Raw genomic sequence first — 23,595 nt, forward strand, 5'->3', positions numbered from 1 at the left:
TGGGCGTTTCCATATCCGCCGACCGCTTGGGGAGGAAGGCATGAACGGTGTCCTGCCTGACAGCGAGATCCGCGAGCTGATCGATCAGGGTGCGATCAGCGCCGATCCGGCGATCATTCCCGAACAGATACAACCCGCCAGCCTTGACCTGCGCCTTGGCACGACCGCCTATCGCCTGCGGGCCAGTTTCCTGGCCGGACGCGGCCGCCGGATCGCGGACCGGTTGGACGATCTTCAGATGCATCAGATGGACCTGTCCGGCGGTGCCGTGCTGGAACGCGGCTGCGTCTATCTGGTGCCGCTGATGGAACGGCTGACCCTGCCCGCCGGGCTGACCGCGGTGGCCAACGCCAAATCCTCGACCGGCCGGCTGGACCTGCTGACCCGGCTTGTCACCGATGACGGAACCGAGTTCGACCGCCTGCCCGAAGGCTATGATGGCCCCTTGTATGCCGAGATCTGCCCGCGCAGCTTTTCGGTGCTGGTCCGCCCCGGCATGCGTCTGAACCAGCTTCGGCTGCGGCAGGGGCAGGCCGTGCTGACCGACGACGAATTGCGCGATCTGAACGCGCGTGAGCCGCTGGTCGGCGGTCCGGCGCTGATCGACCATGGGCTTGGCTTTTCGGTCGATCTGAAACCTTCCGACGGCGATCTTGTCGGCTATCGCGCCCGCCCGCATAGCGGGGTGATCGATCTGGACCGGATCGGCGAATATCCGGCGGCCGAATTCTGGGACGAGTTGCGCACCACCCAGGGCCGGCTGATTCTGGACCCCGGCGCGTTCTACATCCTTGTCAGCCGTGAATCCGTTGCAATTCCTGCGGATTACGCCGCCGAGATGGCGCCTTACCTGGCGATGGTCGGCGAGTTTCGCGTGCATTACGCAGGCTTCTTCGATCCCGGTTTCGGAATCGGACAGGCGGGTGTCGGCGCGCGCGGCGTGCTGGAGGTGCGCTGCCACGAGGCGCCCTTCGTGCTGGAACACGGTCAGGTCGTCGGCCGGCTGGTCTATGAACGCATGTCCGCCCGTCCCGACCGGCTGTATGGTGCCGGGATCAGGTCGAACTATCAGGGTCAGGGGCTGAAACTGGCCAAGCAGTTCCGGTAAGCGCGCGGCCGCAGCCGCACTGGGCTACAGCGGTCCTGTCTGCCACAGGCGGACCTTCAACCCGCCATGCGCGATGATCGGTCCCGGCGGCTTCCACGGCAGGCCCGTCGCCCGGGCAAGTTGCTGATCGCTGGTCACGATGCCCACGGACCATCCCGCGAATCGTTCGCGCAAGACCTGCCCAAGCGCGGCATGCAGCCCGAACAGGGGCCCCTTGTTGCCGATCCGCGCGCCATAGGGCGGGTTCACGATCACGATGCCCGCAGGCGCTTCGGGCGGCTGCAGGTCGGCGATCGCGCAGCAGTCGAACCGGGTGCAGCCCGCAACGCCCGCGCGTTCGGCGTTCTGCTGGCTCATGCGGATCGCGCCCGCGTCCCGGTCGCTTCCGAAGAACATGGGTCGAGGATCGGGTTTGCTGTCCCGGCCCTGCCCGTCCCGGATCGCCCGCCACCCCGTCGCATCGAAACTGGCAAGAAACTGGAAGGCGAAATGGCGGTCACGCCCGGCGATCAGCCCGGCAGCGATCTCGGCCGCCTCGATGACGAATGTCCCCGATCCGCACATCGGGTCCAGCACGGTCTGCTGGCCATCGAACCCCATTTCGCGCAGGAACATCGCCGCCATCGTCTCGCGCATGGGGGCCTTGGCGACGGCCTGCTTGTGGCCGCGCTTGTGCAGCGATTCGCCGGTGGTATCGACGCTTATCGTTACCAGATCATCCTCGATCCGCGCCTTCACGACGATTTGCGCATCCGCAGCGATCGGCGCGCCCAGTTCCTCGCGGATGGCGCGTTCGATCCGCTGCGTCGCCGCGCCCGCGTGATAGATGCGGCTTGCCTTGCAGACGGTCTCGACCTTGACCGGTTGATCCGGGCGCAGAACGTCGGCCCATGGGAATTTTCGCGCACGCTTGTCCAGCTGCGCCAGATGCAGCGCCCGGAAACTGCCCACCCGCGCCAGAACCCGCGTCGCACCGCGCAGCATCAAATTGGCGCGCCAGACATCCTGCCAGCCGCCCCGGATCGTCACCCCGCCCGGCTGCGGTTCGACCGCCCAGCCAAACTCGCGCGCTTCGGCCGCCAGCGGCGCTTCCAGTCCCGGCGTCGCGACCAGGAATATGTCGAACTGTTCTGCACTCATCCGCGCAGCCCTAGCCGGTTCGACAAGGCTTGGCGAGGGTCATCCGCCGGGCGCCGATGCAGACCGCGTGGGCCGTGGCTATTCGTCCTCGAAAAGATCGTCGGCAGGCCCCTCGGCGTCACCGACCTGATCTTCGTCATCCGGGACGACAGGAACGGCCATTCCTTCGGCGGGCGGCCGCGATTCCAGCAACCCGGCGGCGCGCAGTTCGGAAAGCCCCGGCAGATCGCGCGCCGATTCGAGGCCGAAATGATCCAGAAACACCTCGGTGACGACAAATGTCGCGGGGCGGCCCGGGGTCATCCGGCGCCGGCCCATCCGGACCCACTCCATCTCGATCAACTGGTCCAGCGTGCCACGGCTGACCGCCACCCCGCGAATTTCCTCGATCTCGGCCCGCGTGACCGGCTGATGATAGGCGATGATGGCCAATGTCTCGACCGCAGCGCGCGACAGGCGGCGCTGTTCGACCGTTTCGGTCTGCATCAGGAACGACAGGTCCGAGGCGGTGCGGAACGCATAGCCGTCGCCCAACCTCTCGACCGTGACACCGCGATCCGCGTAGCGGCGGCGCAAAGCCGCCAGCGCCTCGGCCGGATCGCAACCCGCAGGCAGCCGCGCCGACAGGTCGCGCACCGAAACCGGCTGTGCCGAGGCGAACAGGATCGCCTCGACCATCCGTTCCTGCTGGTCCATCGGCGGGGGCGGAAAATCCGGCGCCGACGGCGATGCGTCGTCGCCATCTGTCCGGTCGGGCATGTCGTTTTGCGTCAGATCGGTCACGTCAGTTGTCGGCTGTGGGTTTGCGGCGGAAGCTGATCGGCGCGAATGTGTCGGACTGGCGTATCTCCAACCGACCCTGCCGCGCAAGCTCCAGCGAGGCGGCGAAGGTCGCGGCGGTGGCGGAACGGCGACGCTTGCCGTCTCCCTCCCATCCATCTGGCAGAAAATCCGACAGGTCGGTCCAGTCGCCCGCAAAGCCGATCATCCGGCGCATCCGATCCAGGGCCTGTTCCATGCTGAACACGTCATGCCGGTCAAATGCATAGGGGCGGAATTCGTCCTTGGTCTTCAGCCGCGCATAGGCCCGCATCAGGTCGATCAGCCCGGCCTGCCATTCGGTGCGGCGCTTGCGGGCGACGGATTCGGGGGCGCCACGCTGGAAACGGCTGATGCCCAGCCTGTCGCGCCCCATCAGCCGGGCCGCCGCCTGACGCATCGCATCCAGCCGTTCCAACTGGAACGCCAGATGCGCGGCCATATCCTCGGCCGATGGTCCCTCTGCCTCGGGGTCGGGCGGCAGCAACAGACGCGACTTCAGGAACGCCAGCCAAGCGGCCATGACCAGATAGTCGGCGGCCAGTTCGATCCGCAACTTGCGGGCCTGTTCGACGAAGACAAGATACTGCTCGGCCAGATGCAGGACCGAGATCTTCATCAGATCGACCTTCTGGCTGCGCGCCAGCGTCAGAAGCAGGTCCAGCGGACCTTCGTAACCATCGACATCGACAATCAGTGCCTCTTCCGCGCGCCGCGCAGCCACCGAATCCGCGTCGAAATCCGACGCAGCGGGCGGCGGCGCGTCCGGGACGGCGCGCAGATAGGGAACATCTGTCGGATCTTTGGCCACAACTGCTCCACTTCGGGTCAGGCTGTCAGCGTCCGCCTTCGGCAAGGGCAAGTCAAGCGGGGCTGCGTCTCAGGCGACCAGCCCACGCCATTCGTCCAGCAGGGCAAGGCGGTCGTGGTCCTGCGGCGACCGCCGCTGTTCCAGCGCGGCGGCGGCGCGGCGCTGCGCATCAACGCCTAGCGTGCCGGCGGCCGCGACAACCGGCTCCATGCTGGAAATCGTGCCGTTGCAGTGCAGCACAAGATCGCAACCCGCCGCGATCGAGGCGGCAGCGCGTTCCGCCTCGGTTCCCGACAGGGCGTTCATGGTGATGTCGTCGGTCATCAACAGCCCGTCAAAGCCGATCCGGTCGCGGATCAGCGCGATCATCCGCGCCGAAGCCGTGGCAGGCGCATCGTCCAGCGCGGTAAATCGGATATGCGCGGTCATCCCCATCGGCAGGTCGTTCAGCGCCCGGAATGGCAGGAAATCCATATCCTCCAGCACATCCGGCGCGACCGTCACGGTCGGCAGGTCATGATGGCTGTCCGCGATGGCCCGCCCATGGCCCGGCATGTGCTTCATCACCGGCAGCACGCCCGCCGCCAGCAGCCCTTCGGCCGCAGCCCGGCCCAGACTTGCGACCGTATGCGGATCGGTGCCGAAACAGCGATTGTGCAGGAATGGGTGGGTGTCGGGCTGCGCCACGTCCAGCGTGGGGGCGCAATCGGAATCGATGCCCACATCGCGCAATTCCCGCCCGATCAGATAGTAGCGCAGCCACATCGCGCGTGCGCCTGCCCCGGCCTGATCCAGCGGCGCAGGCCATTCGGCCCAATGCGGCGCGCGCAGGCGCTGAACCCTGCCGCCTTCCTGATCGATCGTGATGACCGCATCGCGGCCCACCGCGTCGCGCAGATCGCCCGTCAGACGGCGCAGCTGGTCGGGGTTATCGACATTGCGCCCGAACAGGATGAACCCCCATGGATCGGCCGACCGGAAGAAATCCCGCTCGGCAGCTGTCAGTACGGTGCCTGCGATCCCGCCAAGGATCGTCGCGTTGCAGGCCATTACTGCGACAGCGCGAGGCAGTCCGTGCCGCCGGATTTCAACGCCGCGCAGAACTGGCGCGCTTCGCTGATATTTCCGAATCCCGCGACCCGCAGACGCCAGAAGCTGCGTCCATTGGCATTGTGCTGCTGGATCACCTGACCCTTGCCCGAGAACAACGAACCGAACTTGCCGGTCAGGCGGTTCCATTCGCCCGAAGCGATGGCGTTGCTGTCGAACGCGCCGATCTGAACCAGCGGACCGCTGGCAGAGGACGCCGAGGGCGCCGGTGCGGGTGCAGAAGCCTCGGACGGGCGGGTTTCCGCAGCGGGTGCGGGACGCGCGTCGCTGGCCGTCGTCGATGCGGATGCCACGCGGGTCGATCGCGGGCGCGGCGCGGGGCGGTTAGACTGGGTCAGAACGCCGGGATTCGCGGTCGCCTGGGCCTCAAGCAGCGCGGCGGTGATCGCGTCCGTCTGCGCCGGGGCACCGTTCTCGTCGGTCACGACCTCGTTCACCGGGCCCTCGGATGCGGGCGCGTCGATGATCGCGGCGTTCTCGACGCTGCTGTTCAGCATGGCCAGTCGCGCGGCCTCGGCGGCGGCTTCGGCCTCGGCAACGGCGCGGGCCTCGCTGTCCGACATCGGCGTGATCGGCTCTCCGTCGAAATTCAGCGGAGTCTCGGACGGGTTCACGGGCTCGCGCGCAGTGGCGCCCAGTTCGCCCATCGCCACGTCTTCTTCGGTCAGATCGGTCGCCGAGGGCGCGATCGCCACCTGATCGGCTGGCTGCGGCTCTACCCCTTCGGCCACGCCATTAACGGCATAGCCGGTATAGCTGGTCAGTTCGCCGCCCGGATCATCGGGCGTGGTGCGCGCCTCGCCCTGGATCGCCTTGATGACCGGCACGCCCGACACGTCGCGCGAGACAAGTTGCCAGCCCCATGCCATCAGCCCGACCATCAGCCCGACCGACGCCAGCGCGCCAAGATAGTGCGTCAGCCGCGCGATTCGTGCCGAAAAGCCATCGGCGCCATCTGGATCGGCCGCAAACCGGCGGTCATCCTGCGGCTGGCCCTGATCGTCCCAGCCGCCCTGATCGTAAGAGAACTCGCGCCGCACCTTGTGACGCGAGAACACATAGCCGCCTTCGCGGAAATCCATCACTGCCATAGCCTGCCTGCCTGCCTGCCGGTTGACCCGGTTTTACCGTTGACTGCTCGTTTTCGTCCGGCGGGGCACTTTATGAATCAGCGCATTTCCTCGACCGGAGTCACGCCAAGGATAGCGAGACCGGATGAAATGACAACGCCAACCGCCCGGACAAGCGCGATTTTTGCCTGAGAGGTTGCGGAATCGCCATCTTGCAGGAAGCGCAGCGAGGCGTCGTCATTGCCCCGGTTCCACAGCGAATGCAGGTCCGAGGCGATGTCATACAGGAAAAATGCGACCCGGTGCGGCTCGTGGGCGCGGGCGGCATGTTCGACAAGGCGTGGCCATTCGGCAACTTTCCGGGCCAAGTCAAGCTCGGCCTGATGGGAAAGGCTGGTCAGATCCGCCGCCTGAAGCGCCGCGTCCGAGACATCGATTCCCGCCTCGGTCGCGCGGCGCAGGACCGAATGGACGCGCGCGCTGGCATATTGCACATACCAGACCGGATTGTCCTTGGACTGTTCCAGCACCTTGGCAAAGTCGAAATCCAGTGCCGCGTCGTTCTTGCGCGTCAGCATGATGAAGCGGGTCACGTCGGCGCCCGCCTCTTCGACCACGTCGCGCAGCGTGACAAAGGTGCCGGCGCGCTTCGACATCTTGAACGGCTCGCCGTTCTTGAACAGCTTGACCAGCTGGATCAGCTTGACGTCCAGCGGCACGCGCCCGTTCGACAGCGCCTTCACGGCCGCATTCATCCGCTTGACATAGCCGCCGTGATCGGCGCCGAACACGTCGATCAGCTGGTCAAAGCCACGGCCGATCTTGTCCCAGTGATAGGCGATGTCGGGCGCGAAATAGGTCCATGCACCGTCCGATTTCTGGATCGGTCGGTCCACGTCGTCGCCATGCGCGGTGGATCTGAACAGCATCTGTTCGCGCGCCTCCCAGTCCTCGGGCAGCTTGCCCTTGGGCGGTTCCAGCACGCCGCGATAGATCAGGCCCAGGCTGTTCAGCCGTTCGATCGCGGCTTCGATCTTGCCGGTGCCGTACAGCGCCTTTTCGCTGGAATATACATCCATGCTGACGCCAAGCGATGCCAGATCCTGCCGGATCATTTCCATCATCGCCTGGGTTGCGAACTCGCGGACATCCTCAAGCCAGTCTTCTTCGGGGCGGTCCAGCAGGCTGTCGCCATACTTGGCCTTCAGTGCCTCGCCCACCGGGATCAGATAGTCGCCGGGATACAGGCCCTCGCGGATTTCGGGTTCCAGCCCGTTCGCCTCGCGATAGCGTTCATAGGCCGACCGCGCCAGCACGTCGACCTGCGCGCCGCCGTCGTTGATATAGTATTCGCGCGTGACCTCGTGGCCCGAGAACGCCAGAAGATTCGCAAGCGCGTCGCCGAACACCGCGCCGCGCACATGGCCCACATGCATCGGGCCGGTCGGATTGGCGCTGACGAATTCGACGTTGACCTTCTGATCCCTGCCGATCGCCGAACGGCCGAAATCGCCGCCAGAGCCAAGCGCGGTCCGGACGACACCCTGCCAGACCGACGGCGACAGCCGCAGGTTCAGGAATCCCGGACCTGCGACCTCGGCCTTTTCGATCCGGGGATCCGTCAGCCGCGCGGCCAGCCGATCGGCGATGTCGCGCGGCTTCATTCCGGCGGGCTTGGCCAGCACCATGGCGGCATTGGTGGCCATGTCGCCATGCGCCGGATCGCGCGGCGGCTCGACCGTGACATTGGCGTAATCGAGACCGGCAGGCAGCTCGTTCGCCTGCGTCATCTGGTCCAGCGCATCCACGACGACGCCGCGAAGATCGGTGAAAAGGTTCATATTCGGCTTCCTGACTGACCTGCGCGGGTTAACGCCTGCAACCGGTGAAGGTCAACAGCGACGCTTGCCATCGTGCATCCGGCACGCGCCCGTCAGGGCTTCTGGTTCTTTTTCTTGTCTGATGGTGCTTCGGCTTCCTGGTCGGTCAAGCCTTCATCGGGATCGCGCTGTGGCGCACCTTCGCGTGGCGTCTTGCCGTCGCTTGCGTCACCCTCGGTCTCGATCAGTTCGGGGTCGTCCTTCAGTTCCTCGCGCAGTTCCTCGGCCTGTTCCGGGGCGGCGCCGCCCTCGACGCTGCCGTTTCCCTTGCCGCGCTTGACGGCCTCGGCCTCGGCGCGCGCAACCTGCTTGGCCCCCTGCTGTGGCTTTGCCTGCGCCTCGTTCTCGCGTTCGATCCTTTCCGCGATCTCGGGCGGCAGCATCGAGACGATGCGAATATCGGGCTTGTCGACCAGATCCTGGTCGCTGCCGACAAACCACAACTCGCCACTTTGAACGACGGCCAGCGGTATCGCCCCTTCCCGAGCCTCCCGCCAGTCGTCCAGCCGGTATTCCTCGGTCAGCCGCGTGGTGCGGAAGATCCAGCCCTCGGCCAGAAGATCCAGATACTGCGCCAGCGTCCGGTTTCCGTCGATGGTCTGGCCGCCGAGCTGCGTCGGCAAGGCGTGGCGGGCGCGATCCTCTTTGTGGCGGGCAAGCTGCCAGATATTCTCGCGCCCGAATTCAGGCGCAAGATCGGTGGCGACCAGCGTGTTGTAGGCATCGTTGTCGGATGCGGCAAGGATCGCACCATAGGCGATGAACTCGACATTGTGTTCGGCCGCCTCGCCAAGGATGTCACCATAGAAGGTCTGGATGCCGGCGGCACGCGCGGTGCGCAGATGGTCACGGTTGGTGTCGGTGATAAGCACGTTCACGTCGGCTTTCTCAAGAGCCTTCGCAAGGCTTGTGGCAAAGACCGACCCGCCCACGACCAGCAGGCCCGGCTTCTCGCCCGATGTCAGCCCCAGCCGCCGCGCGATCGGCGCCAGCGTGAATCCGTGCAGCACGACCGTAACAAGCACCAGCACGAAGGCCAGCGGCGCGATCAACGCCCCGTCGTCGATCCCCTCGGCCACCAGCCGTTCGGCAAAGATCCCTGACACGGCCACCAGAACCACCCCGCGCGGGCCGGTCAGCGCGATCAGCCAGCGTTCCTTCATGGGCAGGTTCGACCCGATCAGCGATGTCATGATAGTCAGCGGCCGGGCGATCAGGACCACCGCCGCGACGAACAGTCCCGCACGCAGCCAGTCCAGTTGCGCCAGCGTGTCGAATTCGATCCCTGCAGCCAGCAGGATGAAGACGCCCGACACCAGCAGGATCGTGGCATGTTCCTTGAACCGGTGCAGTTCGTGATAGCTGGGCAGATCGGCGTTCGCGATCACCAGTCCCATCACGGTCACGGCCAGCAGTCCGCTTTCGTGCAGCAGGCTGTCCGACCCCGCAAACACTCCCAGCACCGCGACGAACAGTAGCGGCACCTTCATGTATTCAGGCACCCAGCCGCGCCGGAACGCCTGCACCAGAAGATAGCCTGCGACAACGCCGATCACGACGGCAAAGCCGATGCCCAGTATCAATTGCGCCAGCGCCTCGCCCCAAGTGACACCGGTGTTGCGCACCAGCACGATCTCCAGCGCGACGACGGCCACCAATGCCCCGATCGGGTCGTTGACGATACCTTCCCACTGCAATGTCTGGGCCGGGCGCGATGTCAGCTTGGCCTGCCGCAGCAGCGGAGCGATCACCGTCGGACCGGTCACGATCATGATCCCGCCGAAGACGATGGCCGATTCCCAGCCAAGACCGGCGACGAAAACCAGCGTCAGCGACGACAGCACCCAGCCAAGCGGCGCCCCGATATAGACCAGCCGCCGGACGGCAGGACGGGCATCGGCCAGTTTCTTGAAGCTGAGCGTCAGCCCCCCCTCGAACAGGATCACGGCGACGGCCAGCGCGATCATCGGCGGGATGATGTCGCCGATGTCGCGGGCCGGGACGAAGATACCCGTCACCGGTCCCAGGAAAAGCCCGGCGGCCAGCATCAGCACGATCGCCGGCAGCCTGAAACGCCACGCCAGCCACTGCGCGCCAACGCCCGCGGCACCGACCACCGCAAAGGCCTGCATCGGGCTAAGCCCGCCGGTCAATTCTGTCGCCATCTCTGTCCCTGACTCGATCCTGTGTTGTCGGAACCGGCCATCGCCCGCCCGGTTCCCTGAAACATGTCATTTTGTTGAGGTTTTGTCCTGAAAGATTGACGTGTCGGCGGGTTTGGTCTAGGCGATGCGTGGCCTGCATCCGGCAGGCCGACCGAAGGGGCGTGCGGAATTGCGTCCCATGACAGCCGCATAAGCGCCATACGGGCCCGCGGCATGGCACGCAACGCGCAGTCGCGCGGCAATCTGGAAAGCCCCCGAATGACCAAATTTTCTGATCTCAAGCTCGATCCCAAGGTTCTCAAGGCCATCGCCGAGGCGGGATACGAGACCCCGACCCCAATCCAGGCGGGCGCCATCCCCCCGGCGCTGGAAGGACGCGACGTTCTGGGGATCGCCCAGACCGGCACCGGCAAGACCGCCAGCTTCACCCTGCCGATGATCACGCTTCTGGGTCGCGGGCGGGCGCGCGCGCGGATGCCGCGTTCGCTGGTGCTGTGTCCGACCCGCGAACTGGCCGCCCAGGTCGCCGAGAATTTCGATATTTATGCCAGCCACACCAAACTGACCAAGGCGCTGCTGATCGGCGGCGTCAGCTTTGCCGAACAGGACAAGCTGATCGACCGCGGCGTGGACGTTCTGATCGCGACGCCGGGCCGGCTGCTGGACCATTTCGAACGTGGCAAGCTGCTGCTGACCGGCGTTCAGATCATGGTCGTGGACGAGGCCGACCGGATGCTTGACATGGGTTTCATCCCGGATATCGAACGCATTTTCCAGCTGACGCCGTTCACTCGCCAGACGCTGTTCTTCAGCGCCACCATGGCGCCCGAGATCGAGCGTATCACCAACACGTTCCTGCACGCCCCCGAGCGGATCGAGGTCGCCCGACAGGCCACCGCAAGCGAGACGATCACCCAGCGCCTGATCGAGATCAGCCCGACGCGCAAGGACCAGACCGCCAAGCAGAAGCGCGAGTTGCTGCGCGCGCTGATCGACGCGGAAGGCCCCGAAACCGACAAGGGCGGCCTGAAGAACGCGATCATCTTCTGCAACCGCAAGACCGATGTCGATATCGTGGCCAAATCGCTGGCCAAGCACGGATATGACGCCGCCCCGATCCACGGCGATCTGGATCAGAGCCACCGCACGCGCACATTGGAAAGCTTTCGCGACGGCACGCTGAAACTGCTGATCGCATCGGATGTCGCGGCGCGCGGGCTGGACATTCCGGCGGTCAGCCATGTGTTCAACTTCGACCTGCCCAGCCACGCCGAGGATTATATCCACCGCATCGGGCGCACCGGTCGTGCCGGTCGCCAGGGCACGGCGATCAGCATCGCGACCCCCTCGGACGATAAATATCTGTCGGGGATCGAGAACCTGATCAAGCAGACGCTGCCGCGCGGCACCGTGCCGCAAGGTTTCGCACCGTCCGAAGCCGCCAGTCAGGCGCCGCGCCGGGAACGCGAGGATCGCGGTGGCCGCGGCGGACGCGACAAACGCCGTCGCGACCGGCGTGACGATGAAGGCAAGACAGACGCACAGGACGCGCAGGCTTCGCGGAACGACGCCCCGCGCGCCGGCAAGCCGGCCGAGCCCGAAGCGCCGCGTCAAGAGCGTCAGGAACGTCAGGAGAGCCGTGGAAATGATCGCCGCGACGACCGTCGCCGTGGCGGCGGGCGCGGGCGCGGTGACGACTCGCGCGGTCCCGCCGTTCTGGGCATGGGCGACCACGTGCCCGAATTCATGCTGGTGAACCTGCGCCCGGCCGTCGACAGCGCGACCTCGACCGACAATGACGCGATCGAAGATGTCGCGGCTGCGTCGGTGGAAGACAGCAAGCCCGCGTCCGAGAAACCGGCCAAGCCCAAGCGCAGCCGGGGTCGCAGATCTGGCAAGTCCGCGCAGGACAAGTCAGCCGACGACCAGCAGGAATCGCAAACCGCGGATACCTCGGCTCAGGACGACGCGCAGGAGAAACCGGCGCCACAGGCAGAGCCCGAAGAAAAGGCACCGCCGAAACCCCGGCGCAGCCGTCGCAAGGCGACCGCCGAAAAATCGGTCGAGCCTGAGGCAGATGCCGCCACCTCAGAGGCCGCGGACGAGGCCGCGACCGAAGAAAAGCCGAAACCGCGCAGAACCCGTGCCCGCAAGCCGAAGGCCGAGGAGACCACCCCGGCTGACGCCGCGGCCGAGGACGCGCCAAAGCCCAAGCGCACCCGTCGCAAGAAGGCCGATGCTGCGCCCGCCGAAGCGGCTGATGCCGTCGGCGCTTCCGAGAAGCCCGAGGCGGCCAACACCGAAAAAGCTGCACCCAAGCCCCGTCGAACACGGCGCAAGAAGGCCGACACGGCCGAGCCGTCGGAAGACCAGAAACCGGCCGGTCAGCCTCGGGACAATGCCGACGCCGAGATCTGATCCAGGCGATGCCTGACCGCACGCTTCCGCCACGACTGCACCACCGCCGGCCGGGGATCGCACGGCTGATACCCGATCTTGCCCTGGGGGCTGGGGCCGCCCTGGGCCTGCAGCCTTTCGGCGTGTGGGGCGCGACGCTGGCGGCCCTCGCCGTGATAATCTGGCGCCTTGCACGGGCGCGCCCTGACGCGGTGTTCTGGCATGGTCTTGCCGCCGGGCTTGGCTGGTTCGGCCTTTCCCTGTCGTGGATCGTCGAGCCGTTTCTGGTCGAACCCGAGATTTACGGCTGGATGGCGCCATTCGCGTTGTTCCTGATGGCACTTGGCGGCGCGCTGTTCTGGGCGGTGCCGATCTGGCTGGCGGCGCGCGTGACACATGGCTGGCGCGCCCGAGCCGCCGCGATCCCGGCGGCGCTGGTTCTGTCGGACTGGCTGCGTGGCTGGATCTTCACGGGGTTTCCGTGGGCACGTATCGGACATGTCTGGGTCGATACCCCTGTTGCGCAGGGCGGCGCCTGGATCGGCGCGGTCGGGCTGAGCCTGATAACACTTGCCCTGGCCTCGGCGCCTTCGCTGGCATGGCGGCCGGCCAGACAGCGCGCGATCGGCTTTCTGCCCGGTGCGGCGCTTGCCATTCTTGCGACCGGCGCGATCTGGGCGGCAGGTCTGTCCCGCCTTGCCCAGCCCTTGCCGCCTGACCGCGACATCGTGCTGCGAATCGTCCAGCCCAACGCCGAGCAGCGCCTGAAATGGAACCCGGAATGGTCGGCGGTCTTCTTTCGCCGGCTTCTGGATCTGTCGGCGGAACCGGGGCGGCGCGATCTGGTGATCTGGCCCGAAACGGCGGTGAATTTCCTGCTGAACGACGCGGACGACCTGCTTCCCGTCATGTCCAATGCAGCAGGCGCGCCGCTGGTGCTGGGAATCCAGAGACAGGAACAGGGACGTTTCTTCAACAGCCTTGCGCTGCTGTCCCGCGATGGATCGCCGCTGTCCAGCTATGACAAGTTCCACCTCGTGCCGTTCGGCGAATATATCCCGTGGGGCGACGCGATGGCCCGGATCGGCATCAATGCCTTTGCCGCGCAGCAGGGCAACGGCTATTCGCGCGGCCCCGGCCCTTCCATCATGTCGGTTGACGGGCTGCCGGATTTTCAACCGCTGATCTGTTACGAGGCAATCTTTCCGCAGCATCTGCGCGGACTGGACCACCGGCCCGGCTGGATCCTGCAAGCCACGAATGACGGCTGGTTCGGCCGCTTTTCCGGCCCCTACCAGCATCTTGCGCAGGCGCGGCTGCGGGCGATCGAAACCGGCCTGCCGCTGATCCGCGCCGCCAATACCGGCGTCAGCGCGGTCATCGACGCGCGCGGCACGATCCGCGACAGCCTGCCGCTTGGCGCCGCCGGCAAGATCGACGCGGCACTGCCCGGCGCGCTGACCGCGACCTTCTGGCAGCGGACAGGACCGCTGCCGGTCGTGGCTTTGTCCCTGCTGGTCCTGTTCGGATCGATCCTGCTGCCGAGGCTTGGCCAGAAGGCCAGGAAAGGCCGCTAGATTTACGGCCGATACCGCGCCTGAAGCCGCTGGTCAGTCGCGGAAATACCGGCTGTCCTTGACCTGATCCCAGGCCCAGACCACCTCGGCCAAACGATCCTCGTCCGATCGGTCGCCGCCGTTCATGTCGGGATGCAGGTCCTTGACCAGCGACTTGTACTGCTTGCGGATCTCGGTCCGGGTCCAGCCGTCCTTGGCCTCGAGGATTTCCAGCGCCTTGCGCTCGGTCGGCGGCAGTTTCCGGGCGACCTTGGCGCGGGCCTCGGGCGAGGTGCCGTTCGCCCCCAGAATTTCGTGGGGATCTGCCACACCGTGCCGTGCCCAGGCCTGTTCCTGCGCCGCGCGGCTGAACGGTTTGACCGGCCGTTCCCACACGGTGGCGTTGTCCAGGAATTGCTGGAACTCTTCTTCGGACTGGCCCTGGAAATAGTTCCAGTTGGCGTTGTATTCGCGGACATGTTCCTTGCAGAACCAGAAATAGTCATCCAGATGCCGCGGGTTCTTGGGCGCCCGGTATTGTCCGGGCTCGTCACACCCCTCGCGGTCACAGATGCGCGTCGATGTCTCGAACGCGCCGGACATGCCTCGGCGGCCCTTGTTGCGCCGCTTCTTGTCCTTGGCGGCGGAAATGTCGAAACCGAACGGGTCGTTACTGCTCATGCTGGGGCACCTTTGCGACTCGGAGGCGGCAGTTTAGGCTATTTCACGCGACATGAAAGGTCTTGACGAAAGGATATGCGGATGATCGCGGACGAGATGCGCCAACGACTGGCCGAACTGCACCCCACCCGGCTTGAGGTGATCGACGAAAGCGAATCGCATCGTGGTCACGCCGGCTATCGAGAGGGCGGGCAAAGTCACTTCCGGGTGCGCATGGCCAGTCCGGACTTCGCGGGCACGGGTCGCGTCCAGCGACACAGGATGGTCCATGCGGCTCTGGGCGACATCGTGCCGCGGATCCATGCGCTGGCGCTGGAGCTGTCGGAAAGCTGAGCCGTTAGCGCCGTCAGGCTTGCCGCCCGTGGGGGGCACGCGTAGAAGCCGGGCAACGCAGTGGTAACGAGGGAAAAGGCCATGACCGCGCCGAAGGATTTCAATGATCGCATGCTGTCTCTGGGGCTGGCGCGCGTCAGCGAGGCGGCGGCACATGCCTCGGCCCTGCTGATCGGGCGCGGCGATGAAAAGGCCGCCGACCAGGCCGCGGTGAACGCCATGCGCGATCAGCTGAACATGCTGGACATCAAGGGCGTGGTGGTGATCGGCGAGGGCGAGCGTGACGAAGCCCCGATGCTGTATATCGGCGAAGAGGTCGGCAACGGAAACGGCCCCGAGGTCGATATCGCGCTGGACCCGCTGGAAGGAACCACGCTGACCGCCAAGGACATGCCGAACGCGCTGACCGTGATCGCCATGGCGCCGCGCGGCACGCTGCTGCATGCGCCCGACGTCTATATGGACAAGCTGGCGATCGGACCGGGCTATCCCAAGGATGTCGTCAGCCTGGACATGAGCCCCGCCGAACGGGTCACCGCGCTGGCCAAGGCGCGCGGCTGCAAGGCCGGAGACATCACCGTCTGCATTCTCGAGCGTCCGCGCCACGAGGACATGATCGCCGAGGTGCGCGAAACCGGCGCGGCCATCCGCCTGATCACTGATGGCGACGTCGCGGGCGTGATCCACACCGCCGAAGCCGAGCTGACCGGCATCGACATGTATATGGGTTCGGGTGGCGCGCCCGAGGGTGTGCTGGCGGCAAGCGCGCTGAAATGCATGGGCGGCCAGATGTGGGGCCGGCTGCTGTTCCGCAACGAGGATGAAAAGGGCCGCGCCAAGAAAGCCGGCATCACCGATCTTGACCGGATCTACGCCCGCGACGATCTGGTGACGGCGGATGTCATCTTCGCCGCCACCGGGGTCACCAACGGGTCCATCGTGGCGGGCGTCAAGCGCGAACCGGGCTATCTGCAGACCGAAACCATCCTGATGCGGTCGAAGACCGGATCGGTCCGGCGGATGATCTATCGCAACCCCATCAGGTAAGGGGACCCTGCCCCGTCCCTTTCAGGGATTGCTGCAGGGTATATTTGAGAAAGAGGACGGCGTGGCGTTTCTGGGAATCGAGCAGTCGCTGAGCGGGCGACGCTGGATCGGCCCGGAGGCCGATCTGGAACGGCGGGCCGAAGGGCTGGCACAGAAGGCGTCCCTGCCCCTGGCGGTGGCGCGTGTTCTGGCCGAACGCGGCGTCGAGGCCGAAGCCGCCGAAGGATACCTGACGCCGAAGCTGCGCGATCTGCTGCCCGATCCCCTCAGCCTGCGCGACATGGGCGCGGCGGCCGAGCGGATCGTCCAGGCGGCGGTTTCAGGCGAGAAAATTGCGGTCTTTGCGGATTATGACGTTGACGGCGGCAGCTCGGCCGCGCTGCTGCTGGACTGGCTGCGTGTCCAGGGGCGCGACGCGACGCTGTATGTTCCCGATCGTATCGACGAAGGTTATGGGCCCAACGCGCCGGCGATGTCGGCGCTGGCCAAGACGCATGATCTGATCGTCTGTGTCGATTGCGGCACGCTCAGTCACGATGCGCTGGCCGCTGCCGGGGGTGCCGACGTGATCGTACTGGATCACCATCTGGGCGGCGAAACGTTGCCGCCCGCGCTGGCCGTGGTCAATCCCAACCGCGCCGATGAAGATGGTTCACTGGGGCATCTTTGTGCCGCCGGGGTCGTGTTCCTGACGCTGGTGCAGGCCGGACGGGTTCTGCGCAAGATGGGCCGGCCCGAACCCGACCTGATGGCGATGCTGGATCTGGTGGCGCTGGCGACGGTGGCGGATGTCGCGCCGCTGGTCGGGGTGAACCGGGCCTTTGTCCGTTCCGGCCTTTCGGTCATGGCGCGTCGGCAGCGGCCGGGTCTGGTGGCATTGTCGGATGTCGCCCGTCTGGACGGTCCCCCGAACGCCTTTCACCTGGGCTTTCTTCTGGGCCCGCGCATCAACGCGGGTGGCCGGGTCGGGCGCGCCGACCTGGGGGCGCTGTGCCTGTCGTGTCACGACGGCGCCGCAGCCGCACGGCTGGCGGCCGAGCTGGACGATCTGAACCGCGACCGCCGTGCGATCGAGGCTGCCGTGCGGCAAGAGGCGCTGGCGCAGGTCGAGGCGCGCGGCGACACGACCCTGTCATGGGCCGCCGGGGCGGGCTGGCATCCCGGTGTTGTCGGCATCGTCGCGGCGCGGGTGAAAGACGCGACCGACCTGCCCTCGGTGGTGATCGGTGTCGCGGACGGGATCGGCAAGGGGTCGGCACGGTCAGTGTCGGGCGTCGATCTGGGCCGTGCGATCCAGCGGCTGGCGCAGGAAGGCCTGCTGCTGAAGGGCGGCGGACACGAGATGGCGGCCGGGCTGACCGTCGAGGAGGCCAGGATCGAACCGGCCATGGCACGGCTGGCCGAATTGCTGGCCCGCGATCTGTCCAATCGCAGCGGCACCCGGGATCTTCGCATCTCGGGGCTTCTGGAAGGCGCGGGCGCGACACCGCAGATGTTCCGCCGGCTGGAGGATGCGGGTCCGTTCGGTCAGGCGGCCCCCGCCCCGCGCTTTGCCTTCGCCGACCAGCTGATCGACAGCGCCTCGACGATGGGCGACAGCCATCTGCGCCTGAACTTCCGCAGTCCGGGCAGCCCGCCGGTCGAGGCAGTGGCATGGGGGGCGATGAACGGCCCGCTTGGTCCCGGGCTGATCGGCGCCAAGGGGCGGCGCTTTCATCTGGCCGGCAAGCTGGAGCTGTCAACCTGGGGCGGGCGCGAACGGCTGCGCCTGCGGCTGGACGATGCCGCCCCGGCCTGAACGCGATCCGGCATCTGGTCAGCACCGCGACGCACCGCTAGGCTGGCCGCGACATCCGATAGGAGGCAGCGATGAAACTGACCTGGCTTGGACATTCCGGCTTTCGGCTGGAAATCGAGGACGCGGCGATCCTGATCGATCCGTGGCTGTCCGGTAATCCCGTCTTTCCCGAGGACAGGCGTCAGGACGCGATCGGCGGCGCGACGCATATCCTGCTGACGCATGGCCACGGCGATCATTCGGGCGACACGCTGTCCATCGCGAAAGAGCTGAAGATCCCCGTCGCCGGGATCTACGACCTGATCAACAGCTGGGGCACCCATCAGGGAATCGACGGAATCGGCTTCAACAAGGGCGGCACGGTCGATCTGGGCGGCGCCAAGGTGACCATGGTCAACGCCTCGCATTCCAGTTCACTCGATGGCGCGGACGGCCCGATCTATGCGGGACACGAATCGGGCTACATGATCGCCGGGGAAGGTCGCGTGATCTATGTCAGCGGCGATACCGACATCATGGCCGACATGGCGTGGATGGGCGAATATCACCAGCCCGATATCGGCATCCTGTGCGCCGGCGGACATTTCACCATGGACATGCGGCGCGCGGCATTCGCGGCACGGAAGTATTTCGACTTCAAGACCGTCATCCCGTGCCACTACAAGACGTTCCCGCTGCTGGAACAGTCGGCGCAGGCGCTGATCGACGGCCTGCCCGGGGTCGACGTGATCGAGCCCGAGATCATGAAGGCGATCGAGTTGTGAGCTTTCAGTCCTTCGAGGATCCGACAGGACAGGGCAATCACGCCGCCCGTCTGGCAGATCTGCGCAACCGCATGCGCGACATGGACCTGGATGCGTTCATCGTTCCGCGCGCCGACGCCCATCAGGGCGAATATGTCGCCGATGCCGATGCGCGGCTGGCATGGCTGACCGGGTTCACCGGCAGCGCGGGTTTTGCCATTGTCACACAGGACCGCGCGGGCGTGTTCATTGACGGTCGTTATCGCGTGCAGGTCCGTCAGCAGATCGACACGGCGCATTTCACGCCCGTCAACTGGCCCGAAACGCGGCCTTCGGCGTGGCTGTGCGAGGCATTGCCCGAAGGCGGGCGGGTGGGCTTTGATCCATGGCTGCATACCCGCAAGGAAATCCTTGCGATGGAACAGGGGCTGGAAGGCAGCGGCGTCGGACTGATCGGCGTCGATGCAAACCCGATCGATGCGATCTGGCCCGATCGCCCGGCCCCGCCAGTCGGCGCCGCCCGCGCCCATGACGATGCACTGGCCGGAGAGAGTTCGGCGCAAAAGCGCGCCCGGCTGGCCAAGTCCCTGCGCGACGACGGTCAGGCCGCGGCGTTCCTGTCGCTTCCCGACTCGATCTCGTGGCTGCTCAACATCCGCGGCAGCGATGTGCCCAAGAACCCCATCGTGCAGGGCTTTGCGGTCCTGTCGGATGACGGCCATGTCGCCTTGTTCGCCGACCCTGCGAAGTTCGATGGCGACCTGCGGGCGCATCTGGGCAACGACGTTGCGATCCTGCACCCCGAAGGCTTGCCCGCGGCGCTTCTGGATCTGGAAGGCCCGGTCCGCATCGACCCCGCCACCGCGCCCGAGGCTGCCTTTCGCCTGCTGGAACGCGCCGGAACGGGCATCGCCCTTGCGCCGGACCCGGCCATCCTGCCCAAGGCCCGCAAGACCGTGGCCGAGCTGGACGGCATGCGCGCGGCCCATCGTCGCGACGGCGCGGCAATGGTGCGCCTTCTGGCATGGCTGGACGGACAGGATCCGACGACCCTGACCGAGGTCGACGTGGTTCGCAAACTGGAAACGCTGCGGGTCGAACAGGGGATCATCGATATCAGTTTCGACACGATCATGGGTGCAGGCCCGAACGGTGCCATCGTGCACTACCGGGTGACCGAGGCCTCCGATCGCCGGCTACAGACGGGCCAGATGCTGCTGATCGATTCAGGTGGTCAGTATCCGGACGGCACCACCGACATCACCCGCACCTTGCCCCTGGGCCAGCCTTCGCAGGATTCCATTGCACCCTATACAGCGGTGCTGCGCGGCATGGTCGCGGTCAGCCGCGCCCGGTTCCCAAAGGGTGTGGCGGGCGCCCATATCGACGCCCTCGCTCGTCAGTTCCTTTGGCAGCAGGGGCTGGATTACGACCACGGCACCGGTCATGGCGTCGGCGCGGCCTTGTGCGTGCATGAAGGCCCGGTCCGCATCAGCCGAGCCAGCGACATGGCGCTGGAACCGGGCATGATCCTGTCGAATGAACCCGGCTATTACCGCGAGGGGGCGTTCGGCATCCGGATCGAGAACCTGATCGTGGTGACGACAGTCGAGGCCGAGCAAGGGCGCGACATGCTGGGCTTCGAAACGCTGACGCTGTGTCCCATCGACATGCGGGCCGTTGATCGCACCGCGCTGTCGCGGGACGAGATCGCGTGGATCGATACCTATCACGCACGGGTCCGCGACGAAATTTCGCCGCTTGTCGATGCAGCGACGCGTGACTGGCTTTTCAGGGCGACATCGCCGATCGGCTAACCGCGCCGGCCCTGTGACGACGGGATCGGCAGGGGGGCTGGGGGATGCAAAACCCCCAGCCATCGCGGGACGCAATGACCGGGCCTTGGGCCCGGTCCCTTACAGCGTCGCCAGTATGCGCGCGGCTTCGTCCTTGCAGGTCGTCAGCGCAGCGCGATCCTCACCCGGAAAGAAGCGGGCCCGAACCGCAGTCGGCATCGGTTCAGGTTCGGCGATCAGCACGCGCGGGCCGGTCTTGACCGTTTCGGCCTGCCAGCTTCGCGCCAGCGCGATCTGCGCCGCCTTGGTCGCGCCATAGGCGCCGAAGAACTTGTGCCCCGCGCGCGAATCGTCAAAGAACATCGCCGTGCCGCTGCGCGCCCGCAGAAGCGGCTCCAACAGCGCGATCAGACCGCGCACGATCTCGACATTGACCAGCAGCGATTTCGCCCAGTCCTTGCCGTCGATATGCGGTGCCGGCGACAGCGGCGCGGCATGGATCGCCGTATGCGCCCACAGATCCAGCCCGCCCCAGCGTCCGGCGACCGCCTCGGCCAGTTGCTGCATGGCCGCCGCATCGGACGCATCCATCGGCGCCAGCGTGGCCGACCCGCCGGCGGCCCGGATCCGGTCGTCCAGCTCTTCAAGCCCGCCGACGGTTCGCGCCACCGCCAGCACATGATAGCCACGCGCGGCCAATGCCTCGGCCAGTGCCGCTCCGAGGCCACGAGATGCGCCGGTGACGAGCGCCAGCCGGTTTCCCGAGCCAAGATCACGATCATTGTTCATGCCGGGTCCATGCCATCCGCCTTCGGACTGCACAAGATGCCACAAGGTGGATCCTGCGGTTTTCGCCGTCTGACAAAGTTCTGTTCAGCCTATGCATTTATTGTTACCATTAATTGTTAACAATAAAAGTGCCCATTCCGGACACGAAAGCCAACAGAGGAACATCCATGCCGTCCTTCCGCTTCTCGACCCTCCGCCCGATCCAACGCCTGCTGCCCGCGCTTGGACTGTTCACCGCCTTGATGGTCAGTCCGGCCGTCGCCGAGACCAGGGGCAACACGATCCTGCTGATCAACCCGAACTCGAACCAGACCGCGACACAGTCGATGACCGAACTTGCAGCCGAAGCCGCGGGCGAAGCTGTGACCGTACTGGGAAAAAGCAACAATCAGGCCCCGGCCCTGCTGACCACGCCGCAGGACATGATCGACGCGGTGTCTGGCGTCGTGGCGATCGGTCAGGCGGCTGCCGAGGATCCTGCCATCGGCGCGATCATCATCGCCGCCTTCAGCGATCCCGGCCTGGAAGAGTTGCGCAATGCGGTTGATCTGCCCGTATTCGGGATCGGCGAGGAAGTCTTTCACGAAGCTGCCCGTGACGGCCGCGCTTTTTCGATCGTCACCGTCACCCCGAACGAAGATCTGATCGAATCATTCCGGCAGAAGGCCGCCTCGCTTGGCTATGAAGCACAGTACCGCGGCACCCGCGTAACCGAAGGCGATCCCAACGAGCTGGTGCAGTCGCCCGAGAAACTGGACGCGGCCCTTGCCAAGGTGGTTCAGGTCGCGGTCGAACAGGACAATGCCCAAGCCGTCATCATGGGCGGCGGCCCCCTGTCCGCATCCGCATTGCGGCTGCAACCCGACTTCCAGGTGCCGCTGGTGGTTGCGGTCAATGCAGCGGCACGCGCCGCCGCCGCCGCGATCGCGGCGCAGGACTGACCGAAAGCCTCGCAGGGCGCAAACAGAAAAGGGGGCCGAAAGGCCCCCTTTTGCATCGCCATTTGACACATCAGCTTCAGCGCGCGCCGACATCCACATAATCGCGCTTGTCGGACCCGACATAAAGCTGGCGCGGACGACCGATCTTGTTCTGCGGATCGCTGATCATCTCTTTCCACTGTGCAATCCAGCCCACCGTGCGGGACAGCGCGAAGATCGGCGTGAACATCGAGGTCGGAAAGCCCATCGCTTCCAGGATAATGCCCGAGTAGAAGTCGACATTCGGATACAGCTTCTTCGAGACGAAATATTCGTCCTCCAGCGCGATCTTTTCCAGCTCCTTGGCAACCTGCAGCGTCGGGTTGTCATGGATCCCCAGCAGATCCAGAACCTCGTCCGCCGATTCCTTCATGACCTTCGCCCGCGGGTCGAAGTTCTTGTAGACACGGTGTCCAAAGCCCATCAGGCGGAAGGGATCGTCCTTGTCCTTGGCGCGGGCGATATATTCGGGGATGTTTTCCACGCTGCCGATCTGACGCAGCATTTCCAGACATGCCTGGTTGGCGCCGCCATGCGCCGGCCCCCACAGACAGGCGATGCCAGCCGCGATGCAGGCAAACGGGTTGGCACCCGACGAGCCTGCCAGACGCACGGTCGAGGTCGAGGCGTTCTGTTCGTGATCCGCATGCAGGGTAAAGATGCGGTCCATCGCCTTGGCCAGCGCCGGATCGACCTTGTATTTCTCGGCGGGGACCGAGAAGCACATGTTCAGAAAGTTCGACGCGTAATCCAGTTCGTTGTCGGGATACACGAAGGGCTGACCGATCGAGTATTTATAGGCCATTGCGGCGATGGTGGGCAGCTTGGCGATCAGGCGGATCGAGGCGACCTCGCGCTGCCACGGATCGCCGATATCCGTCGAATCGTGATAGAAGGCCGACATGGCGCCCACGACACCGACCATGGTCGCCATCGGATGCGCGTCCCGACGGAAGCCGCGGAAAAAATTGTGCATCTGTTCATGCACCATCGTGTGGCGGGTCACACGGCCTTCGAAATCGGTCAGTTGCTCGGCCGAGGGAAGCTCTCCGTACAGCAGCAGGTAACAGACTTCCAGATAGTGCGACTTGTCGGCCAGCTGTTCTATCGGATACCCGCGATACCACAACTCGCCCTTGTCACCATCGATATAGGTGATCGTCGAATCGCAGCTGGCTGTCGAGGTGAAGCCCGGATCATAGGTAAAGACACCCGCCTGCCCATACAGCTTGCGAATGTCCAGAACATCCGGCCCGGCAGTCGGGCTGAGGATCGGCAGCCCGAACTCTGCATCTCCGACTAGCAACTTGGCGGTCTTGTTATCGGCCATCCAAAACGTCCTTTCCGGCTGAGCCGGGCCGATCACAAGAAA

General features: G+C 65.7%; 18 protein-coding genes and 1 pseudogene. 9 read left to right on the forward strand and 10 right to left on the reverse strand.

Going from position 1 to position 23,595, the window contains the following annotated elements; genetic code table 11:
* Positions 1-40: 40 nt before the first annotated feature.
* Positions 41-1,108 carry a 2'-deoxycytidine 5'-triphosphate deaminase gene (locus tag J7359_RS00395; RefSeq protein ID WP_209054557.1) on the forward strand — a complete coding sequence of 356 codons (1,068 nt, stop codon included), beginning with the start codon at positions 41-43 and terminating at the stop codon, positions 1,106-1,108.
* Positions 1,109-1,132: 24 nt separating this feature from the next.
* Here J7359_RS00395 and J7359_RS00400 read toward each other — a convergent pair whose 3' ends face one another.
* The 7 genes from J7359_RS00400 to J7359_RS00430 all read right to left on the reverse strand — a co-directional run bounded on the left by J7359_RS00400 (position 1,133) and on the right by J7359_RS00430 (position 10,103).
* The gene (locus tag J7359_RS00400) at positions 1,133-2,248 is read right to left on the reverse strand and encodes a class I SAM-dependent RNA methyltransferase (RefSeq protein ID WP_209054558.1); all 1,116 of its coding nucleotides are present in this window, start codon (positions 2,246-2,248) and stop codon (positions 1,133-1,135) included.
* 78 nt (positions 2,249-2,326) lie between these two features.
* Entirely contained in the window at positions 2,327-3,007 is a 681-nt protein-coding gene (gene scpB / locus J7359_RS00405; RefSeq protein ID WP_209054961.1) for an SMC-Scp complex subunit ScpB, read from the reverse strand.
* Positions 3,008-3,032: 25 nt separating this feature from the next.
* Entirely contained in the window at positions 3,033-3,791 is a 759-nt protein-coding gene (locus J7359_RS00410; protein WP_348524320.1) for a ScpA family protein, read from the reverse strand.
* Positions 3,792-3,947: 156 nt separating this feature from the next.
* Positions 3,948-4,928, reverse strand: a complete 981-nt coding sequence (locus J7359_RS00415; protein ID WP_209054559.1) for a glycoside hydrolase family 3 N-terminal domain-containing protein — start codon at positions 4,926-4,928, stop codon at positions 3,948-3,950.
* The gene (locus tag J7359_RS00420; protein ID WP_247740085.1) at positions 4,928-6,070 is read right to left on the reverse strand and encodes an SPOR domain-containing protein; all 1,143 of its coding nucleotides are present in this window, start codon (positions 6,068-6,070) and stop codon (positions 4,928-4,930) included. The genes J7359_RS00415 and J7359_RS00420 overlap by 1 nt, the downstream gene beginning before the upstream one ends.
* A gap of 86 nt (positions 6,071-6,156) precedes the next feature.
* Positions 6,157-7,899, reverse strand: coding sequence for an arginine--tRNA ligase (argS, locus tag J7359_RS00425; protein ID WP_209054561.1), 1,743 nt, complete (start codon positions 7,897-7,899; stop codon positions 6,157-6,159).
* Between the two features lie 92 nt (positions 7,900-7,991).
* A complete protein-coding gene (locus tag J7359_RS00430; protein WP_209054562.1) occupies positions 7,992-10,103 on the reverse strand; it encodes a sodium:proton antiporter in 2,112 nt (703 codons plus the stop codon).
* Between the two features lie 258 nt (positions 10,104-10,361).
* Here J7359_RS00430 and J7359_RS00435 point away from each other — a divergent pair.
* Positions 10,362-11,897 (forward strand): annotated as a pseudogene (locus J7359_RS00435) (DEAD/DEAH box helicase); the annotation flags it as partial.
* 632 nt (positions 11,898-12,529) lie between these two features.
* Entirely contained in the window at positions 12,530-14,077 is a 1,548-nt protein-coding gene (gene lnt, locus J7359_RS00440; protein ID WP_209054564.1) for an apolipoprotein N-acyltransferase, read from the forward strand.
* A 33-nt stretch (positions 14,078-14,110) separates the two neighbouring features.
* Here lnt and J7359_RS00445 read toward each other — a convergent pair whose 3' ends face one another.
* Entirely contained in the window at positions 14,111-14,737 is a 627-nt protein-coding gene (locus J7359_RS00445) for a J domain-containing protein (protein WP_209054565.1), read from the reverse strand.
* Between the two features lie 81 nt (positions 14,738-14,818).
* On the opposite strand from J7359_RS00445, the gene J7359_RS00450 reads away from it, so the two are divergent.
* The 5 genes from J7359_RS00450 (at position 14,819) to J7359_RS00470 (ending at position 20,475) form a co-directional block, all read left to right on the forward strand.
* A complete protein-coding gene (locus J7359_RS00450) occupies positions 14,819-15,070 on the forward strand; it encodes a BolA family protein (RefSeq protein ID WP_209054566.1) in 252 nt (83 codons plus the stop codon).
* An 81-nt stretch (positions 15,071-15,151) separates the two neighbouring features.
* Positions 15,152-16,117 (forward strand): class II fructose-bisphosphatase, encoded by a 966-nt coding sequence (gene glpX, locus J7359_RS00455; RefSeq protein ID WP_209054567.1) that lies wholly within the window; start codon positions 15,152-15,154, stop codon positions 16,115-16,117.
* A gap of 61 nt (positions 16,118-16,178) precedes the next feature.
* Positions 16,179-17,915, forward strand: a complete 1,737-nt coding sequence (gene recJ, locus J7359_RS00460) for a single-stranded-DNA-specific exonuclease RecJ (RefSeq protein WP_209054568.1) — start codon at positions 16,179-16,181, stop codon at positions 17,913-17,915.
* 71 nt (positions 17,916-17,986) lie between these two features.
* Complete coding sequence (locus tag J7359_RS00465; RefSeq protein WP_209054569.1) at positions 17,987-18,679, forward strand: metal-dependent hydrolase; 693 nt, start codon at positions 17,987-17,989, stop codon at positions 18,677-18,679.
* Positions 18,676-20,475 carry an aminopeptidase P family protein gene (locus J7359_RS00470; RefSeq protein WP_348524307.1) on the forward strand — a complete coding sequence of 600 codons (1,800 nt, stop codon included), beginning with the start codon at positions 18,676-18,678 and terminating at the stop codon, positions 20,473-20,475. The genes J7359_RS00465 and J7359_RS00470 overlap by 4 nt, the downstream gene beginning before the upstream one ends.
* A gap of 99 nt (positions 20,476-20,574) precedes the next feature.
* On the opposite strand, the gene J7359_RS00475 is transcribed toward J7359_RS00470, so the two are convergent.
* Positions 20,575-21,243, reverse strand: a complete 669-nt coding sequence (locus J7359_RS00475; RefSeq protein ID WP_209054570.1) for an SDR family oxidoreductase — start codon at positions 21,241-21,243, stop codon at positions 20,575-20,577.
* A 167-nt stretch (positions 21,244-21,410) separates the two neighbouring features.
* Here J7359_RS00475 and J7359_RS00480 point away from each other — a divergent pair, with 167 nt between their 5' ends.
* A complete protein-coding gene (locus tag J7359_RS00480) occupies positions 21,411-22,184 on the forward strand; it encodes an aspartate/glutamate racemase family protein (protein ID WP_247740086.1) in 774 nt (257 codons plus the stop codon).
* Between the two features lie 76 nt (positions 22,185-22,260).
* Here the strand turns inward: J7359_RS00480 and gltA are convergent, their stop codons facing one another.
* Positions 22,261-23,553: a citrate synthase gene (gene gltA / locus J7359_RS00485; protein WP_209054571.1), complete on the reverse strand. Its 1,293-nt coding sequence runs from the start codon at positions 23,551-23,553 to the stop codon at positions 22,261-22,263.
* Positions 23,554-23,595: the final 42 nt, after the last annotated feature.

The organism is Paracoccus sp. R12_2 (genome assembly GCF_017744015.1).
Classification (GTDB): Bacteria; Pseudomonadota; Alphaproteobacteria; order Rhodobacterales; family Rhodobacteraceae; genus Paracoccus.

Coding starts and splice junctions, on each gene's coding strand:
- glpX (WP_209054567.1), top strand. CDS start 15,152: ATGACCGCGCCGAAGGATTTCAATGATCGCATGCTGTCTCTGGGGCTG.
- argS (WP_209054561.1), bottom strand. CDS start 7,899: ATGAACCTTTTCACCGATCTTCGCGGCGTCGTCGTGGATGCGCTGGAC.
- J7359_RS00420 (WP_247740085.1), bottom strand. CDS start 6,070: ATGGATTTCCGCGAAGGCGGCTATGTGTTCTCGCGTCACAAGGTGCGG.
- J7359_RS00395 (WP_209054557.1), top strand. CDS start 41: ATGAACGGTGTCCTGCCTGACAGCGAGATCCGCGAGCTGATCGATCAG.
- lnt (WP_209054564.1), top strand. CDS start 12,530: ATGCCTGACCGCACGCTTCCGCCACGACTGCACCACCGCCGGCCGGGG.
- J7359_RS00430 (WP_209054562.1), bottom strand. CDS start 10,103: ATGGCGACAGAATTGACCGGCGGGCTTAGCCCGATGCAGGCCTTTGCG.
- J7359_RS00475 (WP_209054570.1), bottom strand. CDS start 21,243: ATGAACAATGATCGTGATCTTGGCTCGGGAAACCGGCTGGCGCTCGTC.
- J7359_RS00415 (WP_209054559.1), bottom strand. CDS start 4,928: ATGGCCTGCAACGCGACGATCCTTGGCGGGATCGCAGGCACCGTACTG.
- J7359_RS00400 (WP_209054558.1), bottom strand. CDS start 2,248: ATGAGTGCAGAACAGTTCGACATATTCCTGGTCGCGACGCCGGGACTG.
- J7359_RS00445 (WP_209054565.1), bottom strand. CDS start 14,737: ATGAGCAGTAACGACCCGTTCGGTTTCGACATTTCCGCCGCCAAGGAC.
- J7359_RS00465 (WP_209054569.1), top strand. CDS start 17,987: ATGAAACTGACCTGGCTTGGACATTCCGGCTTTCGGCTGGAAATCGAG.
- scpB (WP_209054961.1), bottom strand. CDS start 3,007: ATGCCCGACCGGACAGATGGCGACGACGCATCGCCGTCGGCGCCGGAT.
- J7359_RS00480 (WP_247740086.1), top strand. CDS start 21,411: ATGCCGTCCTTCCGCTTCTCGACCCTCCGCCCGATCCAACGCCTGCTG.
- gltA (WP_209054571.1), bottom strand. CDS start 23,553: ATGGCCGATAACAAGACCGCCAAGTTGCTAGTCGGAGATGCAGAGTTC.
- J7359_RS00450 (WP_209054566.1), top strand. CDS start 14,819: ATGATCGCGGACGAGATGCGCCAACGACTGGCCGAACTGCACCCCACC.